We start from the raw sequence: 17,619 nt of genomic DNA, 5'->3' as shown, positions 1-17,619 counted from the left end.
CCCGGGTCAGGCGTTCGCGAGCACGGCGCGGGCGACGGCCTCGGCCTTCGCCGCGTCGCCGGTGACGGTCACGCGCCACCACACGTCGTCGGCGAGCGCGTCGATCTCGCAGACGCCCGCCGCGCAGCCGGTGAGGGCCTTCTCGCCGAAGCCGTCGAGCGGCTCGAGCGGGATCGCCAGGCCCGAGGTCAGCGAGAGGTTCCGCCAGCCGTCGTCGCCGTTCGGGAGCGCGTCGACCGTCACGCCCGAGTAGGCGGCGCTGGAGGCGTCGCTCCAGCTGCAGGAGGCGTACCCGGCCCGGGCGGCGGCAGCGGCCGACGCGGTGGTCGGCGTCCCGGTCCCCGTCCCCGCGGTCGCCTGCGCGAGACCGGCGGCACCGGACAGCTGCTCGGCCGTCAGGACCTCGGTGCAGACGGGCGCCGTCGCGGTGACCGGCTCGTCGAGGGTGCCGAGCGCGGCGGAGGCGGTGCCGGTCGCCAGCGCGGCGAGGTCGACGGCCGCGGGGGCGCCGCGCAGCTGCAGCGTCACCCAGGTGGCGCCGGCGAGCAGGTCCAGGTCGCAGCTGCCGTCGGTGCAGGAGCCGTAGGCCTCGACGGCGGTCTCGAGGCGCGGGCCCGGACGGCCGGCGAAGGCCTCGGCGGCGTCGTCGACCGCGGCCGCGGTGATCGAGGCGTCCTCGTCGTACCAGGCGCAGCGGAGCACTCCGCCGTTCTCCTCCGCGGCCTCGCGGATCAGCTCGCCCGAGGAGCGCGTCGTCACCTCGCGGCTGCCCTCGAGAGCGCTGCGGGAGACCCCCAGCGCCGAGGCCGCCCGCGTGGCGGGGAGGAGGGAGTCGCAGCCCAGGCGGGTCGAGGCCGTGGGCGTGGGCGAGGGCGTCGGAGTCGCGGAGGGAGTCGGAGCGGCGGTCTCGGACGCCGACGGGGTGGCCGCGACGTCCGAGCGCTCGGCCGACGTGCAGCCCGTCAGCGCGACGAGAACGGCGAGCGCGGCGCCGACCGTCGCCAGGCGCGGGAGGCGGGCCCTCACGCGGCCAGCTCGCGCTCGATCGCGGCCGTGAACGCGTCGATGTCGTCCTCCGTCGTGTCGAAGGAGCAGACCCAGCGGACCTCGCCGGTCGCCGGGTTCCAGTCGTAGAAGCGGTAGGCGGCGCGGAGCCGGTCCGCGACTCCGGGCGGCAGCGTCGCGAACACCGCGTTGGCCTGGGTCTGCTGCGTGAACTCGAGCCCGGTGATCCGGCCGGCGGCGATCGCCTCCTCGAGCCCCGAGCGCAGGCGCGCCGCCATGGCGTTCGCGTGCCGGGCCGAGCGGAGCCACAGGGGCTCCTCCTCGCCGCCGTCGCCGAGCAGGGCGAGCAGCTGCGCCGAGATGAAGCGCATCTTGGAGGAGAGCTGCATGTTGGTCTTGCGGAGGAAGGTCAGCCCGGTCGAGGCCGCGGGGTCGAGCACGACGATCGCCTCGCCGAGCAGGATGCCGTTCTTGGTGCCGCCGAACGAGAGCACGTCGACGCCCGCGTCGGTCGTGAAGGAGCGCAGGGGCAGGCCGAGGGCGGCCGCGGCGTTCGCGATGCGCGCCCCGTCCATGTGCAGCCGCATGCCGAGGCCGTGCGCGTGGTCGGCGAGCGCGCGCACCTCCTCCGGGGTGTAGACGGTGCCGAGCTCGGAGGACTGGGTGATCGAGACCACGAGCGGCTGGGCGCGGTGCTCGTCGCCGAAGCCCCACGCCTCCTGGTCGACCAGCGCCGGGGTCAGCTTGCCGTCGGGCGTGGGGACCGTGAGGATCTTGATCCCGCCGACCTTCTCCGGCGCTCCGCCCTCGTCGGAGGTGATGTGCGCGGTGCCCGCCGAGACGACGGCGCCCCACCGCGGCAGCATCGACTGCAGGCCGGTGACGTTGGCGCCCGTGCCGTTGAAGACGGGGAAGGCCTGGGCCTGCTCGCCGAACTCGCGGCGGAACGCCTCCTGCAGGCGCTCGGTGTAGACGTCCTCGCCGTAGGCGATCTGGTGCGCTCCGTTGGCCGCGGCGATCGCGGCCAGGACCTCGTCGTGCACTCCGGAGTAGTTGTCGGAGGCGAAGCCGCGGACGTCGGGATCGTGCAGGGCGCTCATCCCTCCATCTTCGCAGCCCGCCGCCCGGAGGAGCCCCGGAGGCGCCCGCCGAGACACCCCTCCTGCCTCCCGCATGTTTCGGGCAGGTGAAAGGACGACGACCCGAAAGCCGATCTCCGTCAAGAAGTTGGTATCGGCTGGGAGGCAGGCCACTCTTGACGTATGCGCATGGACACGACGGGAGCTGTCCGCGACATGCCCGCCCCTCCCGGGGTGGACGAGATCGCGGCTCGCTTCGGCGATCCCGTCCTCGCGTTCGCGCCCCAGCCGAGGCTGGAGGAGTTCGCCGCGGCGCAGACGATGGCGCTCGGCCGCTTCGTCGAGATCTCGCTCTCGTACTCGTTCTACAAGAACCCGCGCAACCGCGCCGACCCCGTCAACCACGTCCCGCTGACCCCCGAGCAGAAGCGCGCGATCGAGCGCGCCGAGAACGACCACCTGCCGCCGTGGATGGTCGACCAGGTGACGCGGATGCGGTACCCGGTGCTCTGGGAGGCGGTCCGCACCTCCGTGCCGATCCCCGCCGAGCGCAGCCGGCCCCTGGAGTCCCGCCTCGCGGCCCACATGGGCGACGTGCTCCGCAACACCTTCCCGGGCCGCGTGCGCAGCCGCCGCGGCGGGATGCCGGTGGTCGCCGCCGCCCTCCGCGACGAGGACGTCGTGCGGGGCGTCCCGGTGATCGTGGACGGGGAGGCGCTGCGCGGCTACCGCGTGGACACCGATCCGGACGTGGTCGCGATCGGCGCCCGCGTCGACGGCCGCTACATGACGGTCGTGCTCGACCGGAAGATCGTGCCGGAGATCCGGATGGAGTTCGTCCGCCGCACCCCGCCGCGCCCGGCCTCGAGCCAGTCCCGGCGCTGACCGCCCCGGCGTCGAGCACCTCCGAGCCGTCCACCACGGTGCCGACCGCTCAGGGGCGCCCCGGTACCGCGATCCCGTGCTCGTAGGCGAACACGACCGCCTGGATCCGGTCGCGCACGCCGAGCTTCATCAGGATCTTCGAGACGTGCGTCTTCACGGTCGCCTCGCCCACGAACAGCTCGGCCGCGATCTCGGCGTTCGACCAGCCCCGCGCCAGGTGCACGAGCACCTCCCGCTCGCGGTCCGTCAGGTCGGCCACTCCGGAGTGCTCGGCCGCGGCCGGCGTGTGCTCGGGCACGGACGCGAACCGCTCGATCACGCGCCGGGTGACGTCGGGGGCGAGCATCGCGTCGCCGCGGGCGACCACCTGCACGGCCTCGACCAGCTCCTCCGGCGACGCGTTCTTGAGCAGGAACCCGCTGGCGCCGGCCGAGAGCGCCTCGAAGAGGTAGTCGTCGCGGTCGAAGGTGGTGAGGATGAGCACCCGCGAGCACAGGCGCGGGTCGGCCACGATCTCGCGGGTCGCGGCCAGGCCGTCGAGGCCGGGCATCTGCACGTCCATGCAGATCACGTCGGGGCGCAGCTCGGAGGCGCGCTGCAGGGCCTCGAGACCGGTGCGGGCCTCGCCGACCACCTCGATCCCCGGCTCCGACTCGAGGATGATGCGGAAGCCCACGCGGACGAGCTCCTGGTCGTCGACGAGCAGCACGCGCACGTGCTCGGTCATGGGCGGCCCCCGCTCGCTCGCTCCTGACGCCCCCGCGACGTCTCCGACGACGGTACCGGGTCGTCGGCGTCCGGCACGCTCGCCCGGACGGGGGACAGCGGCACCCGGGCGTGCACGAGGTAGCCTCCGCCCCTCGGCCCCATCTCGATCCAGCCGCCGACCGCGGCCGCGCGCTCGCTCATGCCGGTGTGCCCCAGTCCGCAGGAGGCGGGAGCGCTCGGGTGCGGGCCGGACCCGCCGTCGTCGGCGATCTCGAGCTCGACCGCGTCGGGGGCGTAGCGGAGGCGCACCTCGGCGTGCGCGCCGCGCCCCGCGTGCTTGCGGACGTTCGTGAGCGACTCCTGCGCGATGCGGTAGAGGCTGAGCCCCACCGTCGCGGGGATCTCGCGGGGCGTGCCGAGGGTGAGGAAGACGGTGGGCAGGCCCGACCCGCTGGACGCCGCGACCAGCTCCTCGAGCTGGGCCACCCCGCGGGTGGACGCGGCGTCGGTGAGCGGATTCGGGACCGCGTCCTCGGCGCGCAGCGCGACCAGGATGCGGTGCAGCTCCTCGATCGCCGAGCGCGCGTCGCCCTCGATGGCGCTGAGCGATGCCGCCGCCCGCTCCGGATCCCGCGCCAGCACCCGCCGCGCCGCTCCCGCCTGCACGCCCATCACGCTGACGTGGTGCGCGACCACGTCGTGCAGCTCGCGCGCGATCCGCAGCCGCTCGGAGGACACGGCCTGCCGCGAGGAGCGCTCCCGCTCGTCGTCGAGCTCGGCCGTGCGCGTCTCGAGCGCCTCCAGCCGGCGGGCCGACTGCCACGACGCCTCGCCGAAGACGTAGGCGCTGCCGAAGTAGAGCAGGTTCGACACGACCGCGAGGGCCGACTCCGCCGCGTAGGGCGAGAGCAGGCCGGGGGAGTCGTCGACCGGCACGGAGCTGCCGAAGTACTCGCCCGTGGCGAGGGTGGTGAGCAGCCAGCCCAGCATCCCGACCGCGATCGCCACTCGGACGACGAGCGCCGTGCGCCGGTTCCGGCCCCACGCGCCGACCGTGTAGAGCGCGAGGAACAGGCAGATCTGGCCGAAGAGCGACTCCGGCACCTGGAGCACGATCCCGAGCGCGTAGACGACGGAGAGCCCGGCCGCCACGCTCGCGGGGAACCGGCGGCGCAGCGCGAGGGGAAGGGTCATCAGGACGGCCCAGTGGGCGCTGACGACGGGGTGCGCCGCGTCCGGGAAGCCCGCCGAGGAGTACAGCGCGACGGAGACGATCGTCGCCACCAGCAGGATCCCCGCGGTGACCGCGTCGCGCACGTATCCGGCCCGGCTCGGCGCTCGCCGGATCCAGCCCGCGTCGAGCGGGTCCGCGGCTCCGTCACCTGAGGGCATGCGCCCCACGCTAACCGACGCCGGTCGGACGGGGCCCCGGGAGGCGGAGGAGCGCACCCCGCCACCTCCCGGGCGCGACGTCAGTACCGGCCGGTGATGCCCCGGGTCGAGGCGATGACGTCGCCCATCTTCTTCCCGAGGGCCTCGTAGAACATCGACAGCGGGAACTCGTCGTCCAGCACCGCGTCGGTGAGCCCGCGCGGGGCGCCGAGCAGCACCTCGTCCGGGAGCCCGCGGGCCCAGGCGGAGGCGGGGTGCGGAGCGAGAGTGGCCGCGATCAGCTCGTGCGCGGCCAGCCAGTGCGCCGTCTTCGGCCGGTCGATCGATCGCCAGTAGAGCTCGTCGATCGCGTCCGAGAGGGCGACGACCACGTCGGCGACGCCGTCCCACTCGAACGCCAGCCGGGTGTCGGTCCAGTGCAGGACGCCGTGCTGGTGCAGCCAGGCGAAGAGCAGCTGGCCGCCGAGGCCGTCGTAGTTGCGCACCCGCGACCCGGTGAGCGGGAAGCGGAAGAGCCGGTCGAACAGGATCGCGTACTGCACGAAGCGCGAGCGCTCGGCCAGCGCCTCCTCCTCGTCGTCGCGGCGGTCGAGCGCGCCGAGGCGGCGCTCGATGGCGACGGCCTCGCGGAAGGCGGTGAGGTCGCACCGCAGCTCCTCCAGCGAGTAGAGGAAGAAGGGCATCCGCTGCTTGATCATGAACGGGTCGAACGGCAGGTCGCCGCGCATGTGGGTGCGGTCGTGGATGAGGTCCCACATCACGAAGGACTCCTCCGCCAGGCGCTGGTCGGCCACCAGGCGCTGCGCGTCCTCCGGGAGCTCGAGACGGGTGATCCGGGCCGCCTCCGTGACGACGCGGCGGAACCGGGCCGCCTCGCGGTCGGCGAAGATCGCGCCCCAGGTGAAGGACGGGACGGAGCGCATCGCGACCGTCTCGGGGAACAGCACAGCGCTGTCGGTGTCGTAGCCGGCGGTGAAGTCGACGAAGCGCACGGGCAAGAAGAGGGCGTTGGAGTAGTCCCCGGCCTCCAGCTCGGCGACGAACCGCGGCCAGACGACCTCGACGAGGACGGCCTCGACGTGGCGGTCGCGGCTGCCGTTCTGGGTGTACATGGGGAAGACGACGAGGTGGCGGCGGCCGTCGACGCGCTCGAGCTGCGGCTGGAACGCGGTGAGCGAGTCGAGGAAGTCGGGCAGGCCGAGTCCGCCGGCGCTCCAGCGCTCGAGGTCGACGACCAGCGCGTCGAGGTACGCGGCGTCGTGCGGGAACGCGGGGGCGAGGGTGCGGACGCCGGCGACGATCCGCTCGACGAGGGTGCGCGCCTCCTCGAGCCGCTCGGGATCGGCGAGCGAGCCGTCCTGGGACTGGAGCGGCTGCAGCCCGGCGGCGGCCGCCTTCAGGTCGAGCCAGGCGGCGGACTCCTCCACGCGGTCCTCGACGACCTCGGGTTCTCCGACGACGGTGCTCTGCACGGCTTGCGACATGGTGATCCTCCTCACGCTGGTGATACGGGGCTGCAGGAGCGGAACGCGCTCCGACTCCGAGCGTATGGGCTCGTGCGCGCGCTTTTCTTGCGTCTCAGCGGAGCGAAGCGGCGATCTCGCGGGGGCGGGCGCACGTCTCCGCCGCCCCTCGGAGGCCCCGCGGTCAGCGGCTGCCCAGGTGTTGTGCAGGTGCCACCCCCCGTCCGGGGCTAGATTCCTCACCGCTTCCGTTTCCCTCCCCTGATCGGGTCGAAAATGGGGCGACACCGTGTCCGCATCCCGAGTGCGGAGACATCCGATCGGACAGGCGCGCCGAACACCCTGGCGGCGCGCTCGATCGGCGAGCCATCCTGAGAGAGAGGATCGGAGCGCGTGACGGGACCCGAACCCGGAAGCGACCAGAGAACAGCCAGCATCGACCACCACCCCGAGAACCTCCGCCTGCTCCCCTGGCCGCAGGCGGACGCCTCCGTCCTGCGCGACACCCTCGCGCACGCGGGCGGCGGACTCGAGAGCGAGAGCGAGATCCTCGTGCGCCACGACCGCTACCTGCGCGGTTGGGCGGACGGCGACGCGTTCTTCTACGTGGTCGAGCTGGACGGACTCTCCGTCGGCTCCATCGGCTATTGGTACGGCTGCTCGCGCGGCGTCGTCGCCTACGAGGCGGCGTGGAGCATCGCTCCGCACGCCCGCGGCATCACCGCGGCCTCCGTGCGGATGCTGCTCGAGGAGGCGGCGGCGTTCCCCGTGCCCCGCTTCGTGCACGCCTTCGTGGCGGAGAGCGACCTGGACGCGGGCGCGACCTGCGTCGAGGCCGGCTTCGACCGGATCGACCTCGTCGAGCAGGGCGAACCGCCGGAGCTCTACGTGGACTGGGCGTTCGACCTGGCCGCCGTGGCCTGATCAGATCCCGTGGCGCTCCAGCCACGGCCGCAGCACCGCGAGGAACTCCTCGGGGTGCTCGAGGCCGGGCAGGTGCGCCGCGTCCTCGAGCACGTGCAGCTCGGCACCGCCCACCTCGGCGGCGAGGTGCTCGCAGACCGGCAGCGACTCGGAGAGGTCGTGCGCGCCCGCCACGACGAGGGTCGGCACGGCGATCTCCCCGAGCCGCTCGCCCGCCGGCCCGGAGGGATCGATCGGGCGGGGGGCCTCCGCCTCGTGGCCGACGCCCGTGAGCGCGAGCTCCCGGACCCGCGCGAGGAACTCCGGAGCCACGTCGTCCGCGGAGCGGTCGGGACCCACGGCCCAGAGCTCCGCCTCGACGATCGCCGCGGCCTCCCGCTCGCCCGCGAGCTCCAGCGCCTCGACCTCCCCGAAGCGCCGCTCCTCCTCCGCCGTCAGCGCGGGGTAGTCGAAGCCCGCCAGGCCCGGCGCGATCACGACCAGGCCGGTCACCCGCTCCGGATGCTCGAGCGCCAGGTCGAGCGCGAGCGTCCCGCCCCGCGAGCAGCCGACGACCACCGCGCGCTCGACCCCGAGGTGGTCGAGCACGTCCAGGGCGTCCCGGCGCGGGTCGTACTCCACGTCCTCCGTGCTCGTTCCGCCCGCGCCGCGGACGTCGTAGCGGACCACCAGCCGGTCGCGCGAGAGGTCGGGGACGAGCGGGTCCCACATCCGCAGGTCGGCGATGCCCGCGTGCACGAGCAGCAGGGCGGGCGCGGAGGCGTGGCCGTCCGCCTCCCAGTAGAGGCTCGCGCCGGGGACCTCGAGATGCGGCATGCCGCACACCGTAGGCGCGTCCCGCCGGCGCTGCAACGCCCGGCCACTGCCTAGGGTGGAGGCGCGACAGCGGACGGGCCGCGGCGGGGAGGCGGTGGCGTGGAGGGCGTGCTCACCGGCTTCTCGATCATCGGGGTCGTCATCGCGGTCGGCTACCTGATCGCGCGGTTCCGGATCGTCCCGCCCGAGAGCCGGCTGATCCTGTCGCGGATCGCCTTCTTCGTCACGACGCCGGCGCTGCTGTTCACCGTGCTGTCGCGGGCCGACGTCTCCGTCCTCTTCTCCTCGTTCCTGCTCGTCTCGCTCCTGACGGTGCTGACCGTCGCCCTGCTCTACGTGCTGGCCTCGCGGCTGCTCTTCCCCCGCCCGCTGCCGGAGACGGTGATCGGGACCGCGGCCTCCTCCTACGTCAACGCCAACAACATCGGGCTGCCGGTCGCCATCTACGTGCTGGGCGATCCGCAGTGGGTGGCCCCGACGCTCCTCCTGCAGCTGATCGTCCTCGCGCCGACGATCCTGACGCTGCTCGACGTCTCGACGAGCGGGCGGACCTCGGTCGGCGCGATCCTCACGCAGCCGCTGCGGAACCCGATGATCATCGCCTCCGCCCTCGGCCTCGTCGTCGCCCTCACCGGCGTCGAGCTGCCCGCGCCCGTGCTGCAGCCGTTCTCGATCATCGGCAACGCGTCGATCCCGCTGGTGCTGATCGCCTTCGGGATGTCGCTGCGCGGGCAGCGGCCGCTGGAGGCGGGGCCGGCGCGGGTCGAGGTGGTCGTCGCCTCCGTGCTCAAGTCGCTGGTGATGCCGGCGGTCGCGCTGCTGCTGGGGCGCTTCGCGTTCCACCTCGACTCCGAGCACCTCTTCGTGGTGACGGTGACCGCCGCGCTGCCGACCGCGCAGAACATCTTCACCTTCGCCTCGCGCTACGACCGGGGCGTCGCCGTCGCCCGCGACACGGCCCTCGTGACCACGGTCGCCGCGGTGCCCGTGCTCATCGGGGTGTCCCTCCTGCTGGGCTGAGCGGAGCAGCATCCCCGGCTCCCGCTCGGGCCCGGCGGAGGCGCCGGACGGCCCGCGCATCCGCGTCGCGTGTCCCTCGTCCTGGGACGGGGCCGGTGGCGCGGGCCCGGTCGCACTCCGCCGACCGTCGCTTAGGCTCTCTCGAATGAGCACCACCACGTCCGCCGACCGCTCCGCCCGCGGCAGGCCGCGCCGCCGTCGCGGCCTCTGGATCACGCTGATCGTCCTCCTGGTCCTGCTGATCGGCGCCGTCGTCGCGGTGCTCCTCGGCGTGCGCACCTACGACAAGGCGATGACCGTCCGCGACAAGCTGACCGAGGCGATCCCGCTGGTGTCGCAGGTGACGGACAGGCTGACGACGTTCGACACCTCCGGGGCGGAGGAGACCGCGGGCCGGATCGCGACCCTCACCGGCGAGGCGCGCGACGAGACCGAGGACCCGGTGTGGCGGGTGATGGAGGTGGTGCCCGTCCTCGGGCCGAACCTGTCCGCGGTCCGCGCCGCGACCGAGATCGCCGACGACGTCTCCGGCCGGATCGTCACGCCGCTCTCCACGACCTCGCTCGACATCCTCAAGCCCGTCGACGGCAGGGTCGACCTCGCGGCGATCACCGAGCTGTCGCAGAAGATCACCGTCGCCAAGGAGGTCGTCGACGCGGCGCAGACCCGCGTCGAGGGCATCGACCGCGGCCCGCTGGTGCCGCAGGTCGCCTCGGCCCTCGACTCCTTCGCTCCGCAGCTGGCCACCGCGACCGCGGCGATGGAGCAGGTCGAGCCGCTCACCGCGATCCTCCCCGACTCCCTCGGAGCGTCCGGTCCACGCCACTACCTGGTGATGTTCCAGAACCTGGCGGAGTCGCAGGCTCTGGGCGGCGGCGCGTCGTCGGTGATGCAGCTCGACGTCGACGGCGGCGCGATCTCGATCGGCCGTCAGCTGGGCAGCGGCGACTTCCGCGGTCTGGCGCCCGTCACCGTCGACCAGAGCGCGCTCGACACCATCGGCGAGAACATGGCGACGACCTTCAACGTCTCGACCAGCCGCCCCGACTTCCCGACGGCCGCCTCGATCGCCTCGCAGTTCTGGGCGCAGAAGTTCCCCGAGCAGAGGATCGACGGCGTCCTCGCGATCGACCCCGTCGCCCTCTCCTACCTCCTCGGCTCGACCGGGCCGGTGACCCTCACCGACGGCACGGTCCTCACGAGCGAGAACACCGTCTCGACCCTGCTCAACGAGGTCTACTTCCGCTACCCGGAGTCGGTCGTGGCCGAGCGCACCGACGAGTTCTTCTCGGAGGCGAGCGCGACGGTCCTGAGCAAGATCCTCGGCGGGGAGATGGAGCCGACGAAGATGCTCCCGGCGATCGTGAAGGCGGTCGACGAGAGCCGCATCCTCGCCTACAGCTCCGACGCCGACGAGCAGGCGCTCCTCGCGCCCACGCCGATCGCGGGGGTCCTGCCGCAGACGACGACCGACGGCACGACCACCGGAGTGTTCTTCCAGGACGCCTCGGGCGGCTCGAAGATGGACTACTACCTGAGCACGGCGGTCACGCAGTCGAGCGCGGGCCGGTGCGCCGCCTCGGGCGCGGTCTTCACCACCTCCGTCACCGTGACCAACACGATCTCGAAGGCGGTCGCTCGGACGCTGCCCGGCTACGTCGCCGCGGCCGGCGGGCGCGGTGCGTACCCCCTGGGCGACTTCGTCACCAACATCTACGTCTACGGCCCTCCCGGGACCACGGTGTCGAGCGCGGCCTGGGCCGACGGCACGGGGTACGGACCCGAGAGCCTCGACGACCTCGGCCGTCCCGTCTCGAAGGTCGCGGTGCAGCTCTCGCCCGGCCAGTCCGAGACGTTCGACGTGCAGTTCAGCGCCGGCGACGCCTCCGGCTTCGGCGACCAGACCGTGCGGGTGACCCCGATGATCAACCCCACCGCGGTGACGCTGAACGACGAGCCCGCCTGCGGCTGACCTCGCCGGCGGTCGGCGCCCCGGGTCGGTGCTGGACCAGCGCTGACCGCGCCGACCGCTGACGCGCCCCCGGGTCGGTGCTGGACCAGCGCCGACCGCGCCGACCGCTGACGCGCCCCCCGGGTCGGTGCTAGACCAGCGCCGACCCGGGGATCGAGCTCGTCACGAGCGAGGAGGCGAGGAACGCGGTGGCGATGCAGAGCACGAACCCGATGACCGGCACGAGGAACGCGCGACGGCCCACGAGGTAGCGCACGACCGTCACGGCCACGGCGATCAGCGTCAGCGCGGGCGGCCCGATCAGCGCGATCGAGACGCCCCAGTCGATCCGGTCGAAGTCGCAGGCGAAGTTCTGGCCCTCGCACTGCGCGGGGAAGACCGAGAGGATCGCGGCGAGGTAGCCGAGCACGATCGTCAGCAGGCCGAGGGCGAGGCAGCCGAGGATCGAGAGCACGAGGTCCCAGCGGCGCCGGCGCGGCTTCCCGGCGGCGATGATCTCGCCCACCGAGCGGTAGGCGTCGGACCGGAACTCGTCGTGCGCGGCTCCGGGACGGGCGGTCGCGGGGCGGGCGGTCGCAGGGCGTGCCGTCGCGGGTCGGGCGGCGGGGCGGGAGGCGCCGGCCGAGGCGGCCTGGGCCCGCGCGCGCTTCTTCTTCGACGAGGCCATGCTCAGAAGATCATCGGGCGGTCGTCGTCGAGGGTCGTCTCGAGGTCGAGGTCGACCACCACCGGGACGTGGTCGCTCGGGGCGTCGCCCTTGCGCTCGTCGCGGTGGATCGAGGCGCCGGTGACGAGCTCGCCGAACGCGGGGGAGCCGAGCACGAAGTCGATCCGCAGCCCCTCGTTGCGCGGGAAGCGGAGCTGCTTGTAGTCCCAGTAGGTGTAGCCCTCGGGCACGAGCGGGCGGACGACGTCGCGCAGGCCCGCGTCCTCGAAGGCGGCGAAGGCGGCGCGCTCGGGGATCGAGACGTGCGTGGATCCGGGGCCGAGGCTCGGGTCGCCCACGTCGCTGTCGAGCGGCGCGACGTTCCAGTCGCCGACCAGAGCGAGCGGCAGGTCGGGCTCGGCGGCCAGCCACTCGCGGGTGCTCGCCTCGAGGGCCGCGAGCCACTCGAGCTTGTAGAGGTAGTGCGGGTCGTCGACCGCGCGGCCGTTCGGGACGTAGAGGCTCCAGACGCGCACGCCGTCGACCGTGGCGCCGATCGCGCGGGCCTCGAGCGGGAAGGAGCCGTCGGCCGCCGCCTCCTTCGCGAAGCCGGGCATGCCCGGGAAGCCGATCTGCACGTCGTCCATCGGCAGGCGCGAGGCGATGCCGACGCCGTTCCACTGGCTGAGCCCGACCATCTCGACGTGGTAGCCGGCGTCGGCGAAGGCCTCGTGCGGGAACTGCTCGGGCTTGCACTTGAGCTCCTGCATGGCGAGGACGTCCACGTCCTCGCGCACGAGCCAGTCGACGACGCGGCCGGTGCGGGCCCGGATGGAGTTCACGTTCCAGGTGGCGATGCGCATCCTGGAAGTGTAGGAGCCGCCGCCGACACGTCTCCTGCGCGTCCTCCGCGCGTCCCGGCGGCCGCGGGCCGGGGGAGTCATCCCCTCGGCGGATTGCGGAACCGGTGTCGGTGGTCGATGGTTGTCTAGCGCCGTCCCGACCGGCCGTTCGTTGTGCCGTCCGGACGCCGCCGCCGCCCGCGCCGTGCGGGCCCGACGGGCTCCCCGGCGCTCCGCGCTCCCCAGCCCGGTCCACTCCCCTCCCGCTCCTGCTCCGCCCCTCCGGAGGACCCATGATCCTGCTCCGCCTCGCCTCCGCCTACGCGAAGCCCTACGCGCGCTGGGTGGCCGCCGTCGTCGTGCTGCAGCTCGTCGCGACGCTCGCCGCGCTCTACCTGCCGAGCCTCAACGCCGAGATCATCGACCAGGGCATCGGCCGCGGCGACACCGACTTCATCTGGGGCACCGGCATGACCATGCTCGGCGTCTGCGTCGTGCAGGTCGCCGCGGCGATCGGAGCCGTCTACTTCGGCGCCCGCACCGCCATGTCCGTCGGCCGCGACCTGCGCCGCGACGTCTACCGCCGCGTCGACTCGCTCAGCGGGCTCGAGGTCGGCGGCTTCGGCACGGCCACCCTGATCACCCGCGGCACGAACGACGTGCAGCAGGTGCAGATGCTCGTGCTGATGACCCTCAACTTCATGGTCTCCGCGCCGATCATGTGCGTCGGCGGCATCGTCTTCGCCCTGCGCGAGGACGCCGGCCTCTCCTGGCTGGTCTGGGTGTCGGTGCCGCTGCTGTTCGTCGTGGTCGGCTTCCTGGTGTTCCTGCTGCTGCCGCTGTTCCGCCTCATGCAGGACCGGATCGACGGGATCAACAGCGTGCTGCGCGAGCAGATCACGGGCATCCGCGTGGTGCGCGCCTTCGTGCGCGAGCCGTTCGAGTCCGAGCGGTACCGCAAGGCCAACGCGGCGATCACCGAGGTGTCGATCAAGGTCGGCAACATCTTCGTGCTGATGTTCCCCGCGATCATGATGATCCTGCACCTGGCCACCGCGGCCGTGCTGTGGTTCGGCGGGCAGCGGGTCGACGCAGGTCAGATGCAGGTGGGCTCGCTCACCGCGTTCCTGCAGTACCTCCTCCAGATCCTCACCGCCGTGATGATGGGCGTCTTCATGGTGATGATGATCCCGCGCGCGGTCGTCTGCGCCGAGCGGATCCAGCAGGTGCTCGACGCCCGCACCAGCCTCACCACGCCCCAGGGCGGAGTCCCGACGCCCGCGCGCGGCCGCGTCGAGTTCTCCGGGGTCGTCTTCGGCTACCCGGGCGCCGAGCGCCCCGTGCTCTCGGGCATCGACATCGTCGCGGAGCCGGGCCGCACCACGGCCGTCGTCGGCTCCACCGGCGCCGGCAAGACGACCCTGCTCGGCCTCGTGCCGCGCTTGTTCGACCCGCAGGAGGGCAGCGTCACGATCGACGGCGTGCCCGTCTCCTCCCTCGACCGGGCGCAGCTCGCCGAGGTGATCGGGCTCGTGCCCCAGCGCCCCTACCTCTTCTCGGGGACGATCGCCTCGAACCTGCGCTTCGGCCGCCCCGACGCGACGGACGCCGAGCTGTGGGAGGCGCTGCGCATCGCCCAGGGCGAGGACTTCGTGCGGAGCAAGGAGCACGGGCTCGACGAGCCGGTCTCGCAGGGCGGCACCAACGTCTCCGGCGGGCAGCGCCAGCGGCTCTGCATCGCGCGCGCCCTCGTCGCGAAGCCGCGGGTCTACCTGTTCGACGACTCGTTCTCGGCGCTCGACGTCGCGACCGATGCGCGGCTGCGGGAGTCGCTGGCCGACGCCACCACCGACGCGACCGTGATCATCGTGGCCCAGCGGGTGTCGACCATCCGCCACGCCGACCAGATCGTCGTGCTCGACGCGGGCCGCGTCGTCGGCCGCGGCACGCACGACGAGCTCCTCGAGACGAACGCGACCTACCGCGAGATCGTCGAATCCCAGCTGAGCGTCGAAGGAGTGTCCTGAGATGGCGCGCCCACGCGACACCACCGTCCCCGAGGAGACGACGTCCCCCGAGCCCGAGTTCGAGCCCGGCGAGGGTGACGGCGGCATGTTCGGGGACGGGCCGCCCGCCCGCAAGGCGCAGAACTTCTGGCCCTCGGCCAAGCGCCTCTTCTCGCTGCTCGGCCCCGAGCGCGCTCGGATGGTCCTCGTGGTCGCCCTGGTCTCGCTGTCGGTCGTCCTCACCGTCATCGCGCCCAAGATCCTCGGGCAGGCGATGGACACGATCTTCAACGGCGTGATCGGCTCGCAGCTGCCCGCCGGCGTCCCGCTCGAGCAGATCATCGAGCAGCAGCGCGCCTCGGGCAACGGCACCTTCGCCGACATGCTGGCCAAGACCGACATCGTGCCCGGCGCGGGCATCGACTTCGTGGTCCTCGGCCGCCTGATCATCATCGTGCTGCTGATGTACGTCGTCGCGTCGGTGATCATGTGGGCACAGGGCTACATCCTCAACGGCCTCGTGATGCGGGTGGTCTTCGACCTCCGCCAGGACATCGAGGCGAAGCTCAACCGCCTCCCGCTGCGCTTCTTCGACACCCGGCAGCGCGGCGACGTGATGTCGCGCGTCACGAACGACGTTGACAACATCCAGACGGCGCTGCAGCAGGCCTTCTCGCAGCTGGTGCAGTCGGTGCTCACCATCATCGGCATCGCCGCGATGATGTTCATCGTCTCGTGGCAGCTCGCGCTGATCGCGCTGATCTCGATCCCGCTCTCGGGCGTGATCGCAGGCGTGATCGGCGCCCGCTCCCAGAAGCTCTTCGCCGCCCAGTGGAAGAACACGGGCGCGCTCAACGGCCACATCGAGGAGACCTTCTCCGGGCTCGAGATCGTCCGCGCCTTCGGCCGCGACCGCGAGATGCTCGAGGAGTTCGACCGCCGCAACGACAGCCTCTACACCGCCTCGTTCGGCGCCCAGTTCGTCTCGGGCATGATCATGCCCGCGATGACCTTCGTCTCCTACCTCTCCTACGTGCTCATCGCCGTGGTCGGCGGCCTGCGGGTCGCCTCCGGTCAGCTGACGCTCGGCGACGCGACCGCGTTCATCCAGTACTCGCGCGAGTTCACCCAGCCGGTGACCCAGCTGGCGAGCATGGCGAACATGCTGCAGTCCGGCGTCGCCTCGGCCGAGCGCACGTTCGAGCTGCTCGACGCCGAGGAGCAGGAGCCGGAGACGGCGACCGCGTCGCTCCCGCAGCGCACCGACGGCCACGTGGAGTTCGAGGGCGTCTCGTTCTCGTACGACCCGGAGCAGCCGCTGATCGAGGACCTGACCTTCTCCGCGCAGCCCGGGCAGACGGTCGCCATCGTCGGTCCGACCGGGGCGGGGAAGACCACGCTGGTCAACCTGGTCATGCGCTTCTACGAGCTCACCGGAGGGCGCATCCTGCTCGACGGCGTCGACATCACGAGCCTCGCGCGCGGCGATCTGCGCTCGCGCGTGGGCATGGTGCTGCAGGACGCATGGCTCTTCCAGGGCACCATCCGCGAGAACATCCGCTACGGGCGCCTGGACGCGACCGACGAGGAGATCGTCGACGCGGCGAAGGCCACCATGGTCGACCGCTTCGTGCGCCAGCTGCCCGACGGCTACGACACGGTGCTGGACGCCGACGGCGGCAGCGTCTCGGCGGGCGAGCGGCAGCTGATCACGATCGCGCGCGCGTTCCTCGCGAACCCGTCGCTGCTGATCCTCGACGAGGCCACCTCCTCGGTCGACACCCGCACGGAGCTGCTCGTGCAGCACGCGATGAACGCGCTGCGCACCGACCGGACCTCGTTCGTCATCGCGCACCGGCTCTCCACGATCCGCGACGCCGACACCATCCTGGTGATGGAGTCGGGCCGGATCGTCGAGCAGGGCGCGCACGAGGCGCTCCTGAAGCAGCGCGGTGCCTACTACGAGCTCTACATGACGCAGTTCCGCGGAGGAGGCGACGAGGCGGGCGAGCACGCCGCAGCGGGCGCGCTCCCGAGCGGGGGAGGGGTCGCCCCGTAGAGTAGGCGCGTGACCGACGCACGCCAGCAGCTCATCGAGTACATCGGCTCCGACGCCGTCTTCCACGGGGACTTCACCCTCACGAGCGGCAAGAAGGCGTCGTACTACGTCGACCTGCGCCGCGTGAGCCTCGACCACCGGGTCGCGCCGCTGATCGGGCAGGTCATGCTCGACCTCATCGCGCCGCTCGAGCGCGTCGACGCCGTCGGCGGCCTCACCATGGGAGCCGACCCGATCGCCGCCGCGATCCTCCATCAGGGCGCCGCCCGCGGTCTCGCCTACGACGCGTTCGTCGTGCGCAAGGAGCCCAAGGACCACGGCCGCGGCCGGCAGGTCGAGGGCCCCGACCTCGAGGGCAAGCGCGTCGTCGTCGTCGAGGACACGTCCACCACCGGCGGCTCGCCGCTGAAGGCGATCGAGGCCCTGCTGAAGGTCGGCGCCGAGATCGCAGGAGTCGCCGTCGTCGTCGACCGCGCGACCGGTGCCCGCGAGATCATCGAGGACGCCGGCTACCCGTACTTCGCCGCGATCGGTCTGGCCGACCTCGGCCTGAGCTGATGGTTGACGAGGGGGGACGCGGCGGGGGCCCGGGAGGCGGCGAGCACCCGGAGCCGGAGGGCCGCGGGTCCGAGGGCCGCGAGCCGGAGGGCCGCGAGCCCGAGCTTGCCGGATCGGAGACCTCCGAGCCGGAGCGTGCCGAGCCGGAGCGACCCGAGCCGGAGCGACCCGTCGGCAGCAGCGAGTGGCTGCTCCAGCAGCTCAGCGGCGGTCGCCTGAAGAGCATCTTCGACTCGCCCCGCCC

General features: G+C 72.7%; 16 protein-coding genes. 8 read left to right on the top strand and 8 right to left on the bottom strand.

What is annotated here, in order from left to right:
- Positions 1 to 6 precede the first annotated feature (6 nt).
- Positions 7 to 1,026 (bottom strand): hypothetical protein, encoded by a 1,020-nt coding sequence (locus C5C30_RS17785; RefSeq protein ID WP_181027246.1) that lies wholly within the window; start codon positions 1,024 to 1,026, stop codon positions 7 to 9.
- Positions 1,023 to 2,105: a low specificity L-threonine aldolase gene (locus C5C30_RS14310; RefSeq protein ID WP_104222816.1), complete on the bottom strand. Its 1,083-nt coding sequence runs from the start codon at positions 2,103 to 2,105 to the stop codon at positions 1,023 to 1,025. The genes C5C30_RS17785 and C5C30_RS14310 overlap by 4 nt, the downstream gene beginning before the upstream one ends.
- Positions 2,106 to 2,273: 168 nt before the next feature.
- On the opposite strand from C5C30_RS14310, the gene C5C30_RS14305 reads away from it, so the two are divergent.
- Positions 2,274 to 2,969, top strand: coding sequence for a hypothetical protein (locus C5C30_RS14305; protein ID WP_104225730.1), 696 nt, complete (start codon positions 2,274 to 2,276; stop codon positions 2,967 to 2,969).
- Positions 2,970 to 3,018: 49 nt separating this feature from the next.
- On the opposite strand, the gene C5C30_RS14300 is transcribed toward C5C30_RS14305, so the two are convergent.
- From C5C30_RS14300 to C5C30_RS14290, 3 genes are all read right to left on the bottom strand, one after another.
- A complete protein-coding gene (locus C5C30_RS14300) occupies positions 3,019 to 3,696 on the bottom strand; it encodes a response regulator transcription factor (RefSeq protein WP_104250690.1) in 678 nt (225 codons plus the stop codon).
- Positions 3,693 to 5,069, bottom strand: a complete 1,377-nt coding sequence (locus C5C30_RS14295; RefSeq protein WP_104260958.1) for a sensor histidine kinase — start codon at positions 5,067 to 5,069, stop codon at positions 3,693 to 3,695. Before C5C30_RS14295 ends, C5C30_RS14300 begins: the two co-directional genes overlap by 4 nt.
- Before the next feature lie 80 nt (positions 5,070 to 5,149).
- A complete protein-coding gene (locus C5C30_RS14290; protein ID WP_104333979.1) occupies positions 5,150 to 6,553 on the bottom strand; it encodes a DUF6421 family protein in 1,404 nt (467 codons plus the stop codon).
- 372 nt (positions 6,554 to 6,925) lie between these two features.
- Between C5C30_RS14290 and C5C30_RS14285 the strand changes: the two genes are divergently transcribed.
- The gene (locus C5C30_RS14285; protein WP_104222811.1) at positions 6,926 to 7,456 is read left to right on the top strand and encodes a hypothetical protein; all 531 of its coding nucleotides are present in this window, start codon (positions 6,926 to 6,928) and stop codon (positions 7,454 to 7,456) included.
- Here the strand turns inward: C5C30_RS14285 and C5C30_RS14280 are convergent, their stop codons facing one another.
- Positions 7,457 to 8,272, bottom strand: coding sequence for an alpha/beta fold hydrolase (locus tag C5C30_RS14280; protein WP_104273543.1), 816 nt, complete (start codon positions 8,270 to 8,272; stop codon positions 7,457 to 7,459).
- A 99-nt stretch (positions 8,273 to 8,371) separates the two neighbouring features.
- Between C5C30_RS14280 and C5C30_RS14275 the strand changes: the two genes are divergently transcribed.
- Both C5C30_RS14275 and C5C30_RS14270 read left to right on the top strand, forming a co-directional pair.
- A complete protein-coding gene (locus C5C30_RS14275; RefSeq protein ID WP_104222809.1) occupies positions 8,372 to 9,292 on the top strand; it encodes an AEC family transporter in 921 nt (306 codons plus the stop codon).
- Between the two features lie 145 nt (positions 9,293 to 9,437).
- A complete protein-coding gene (locus tag C5C30_RS14270) occupies positions 9,438 to 11,264 on the top strand; it encodes a DUF4012 domain-containing protein (protein WP_104333978.1) in 1,827 nt (608 codons plus the stop codon).
- A gap of 130 nt (positions 11,265 to 11,394) precedes the next feature.
- On the opposite strand, the gene C5C30_RS14265 is transcribed toward C5C30_RS14270, so the two are convergent.
- Complete coding sequence (locus tag C5C30_RS14265; RefSeq protein ID WP_104225727.1) at positions 11,395 to 11,931, bottom strand: hypothetical protein; 537 nt, start codon at positions 11,929 to 11,931, stop codon at positions 11,395 to 11,397.
- 2 nt (positions 11,932 to 11,933) lie between these two features.
- The gene (locus C5C30_RS14260) at positions 11,934 to 12,773 is read right to left on the bottom strand and encodes an exodeoxyribonuclease III (protein ID WP_104225726.1); all 840 of its coding nucleotides are present in this window, start codon (positions 12,771 to 12,773) and stop codon (positions 11,934 to 11,936) included.
- Positions 12,774 to 13,045: 272 nt separating this feature from the next.
- On the opposite strand from C5C30_RS14260, the gene C5C30_RS14255 reads away from it, so the two are divergent.
- From C5C30_RS14255 to C5C30_RS17915, 4 genes are all read left to right on the top strand, one after another.
- Positions 13,046 to 14,779, top strand: coding sequence for an ABC transporter ATP-binding protein (locus C5C30_RS14255; RefSeq protein ID WP_104297342.1), 1,734 nt, complete (start codon positions 13,046 to 13,048; stop codon positions 14,777 to 14,779).
- A gap of 1 nt (position 14,780) precedes the next feature.
- Entirely contained in the window at positions 14,781 to 16,817 is a 2,037-nt protein-coding gene (locus C5C30_RS14250; RefSeq protein ID WP_104333977.1) for an ABC transporter ATP-binding protein, read from the top strand.
- Between the two features lie 9 nt (positions 16,818 to 16,826).
- Positions 16,827 to 17,375 (top strand): orotate phosphoribosyltransferase, encoded by a 549-nt coding sequence (gene pyrE / locus C5C30_RS14245; protein ID WP_104225724.1) that lies wholly within the window; start codon positions 16,827 to 16,829, stop codon positions 17,373 to 17,375.
- The coding region (locus C5C30_RS17915; protein ID WP_219827806.1) for a hypothetical protein at positions 17,375 to 17,619 on the top strand (245 nt) is incomplete at its 3' end. The genes pyrE and C5C30_RS17915, both read left to right, overlap by 1 nt.

The sequence above is a fragment of the Rathayibacter sp. AY2B5 genome, from assembly GCF_002931645.1.
Taxonomy (GTDB): domain Bacteria; phylum Actinomycetota; class Actinomycetes; order Actinomycetales; family Microbacteriaceae; genus Rathayibacter.
This window is presented reverse-complemented; position numbering and strand designations above follow the sequence as displayed.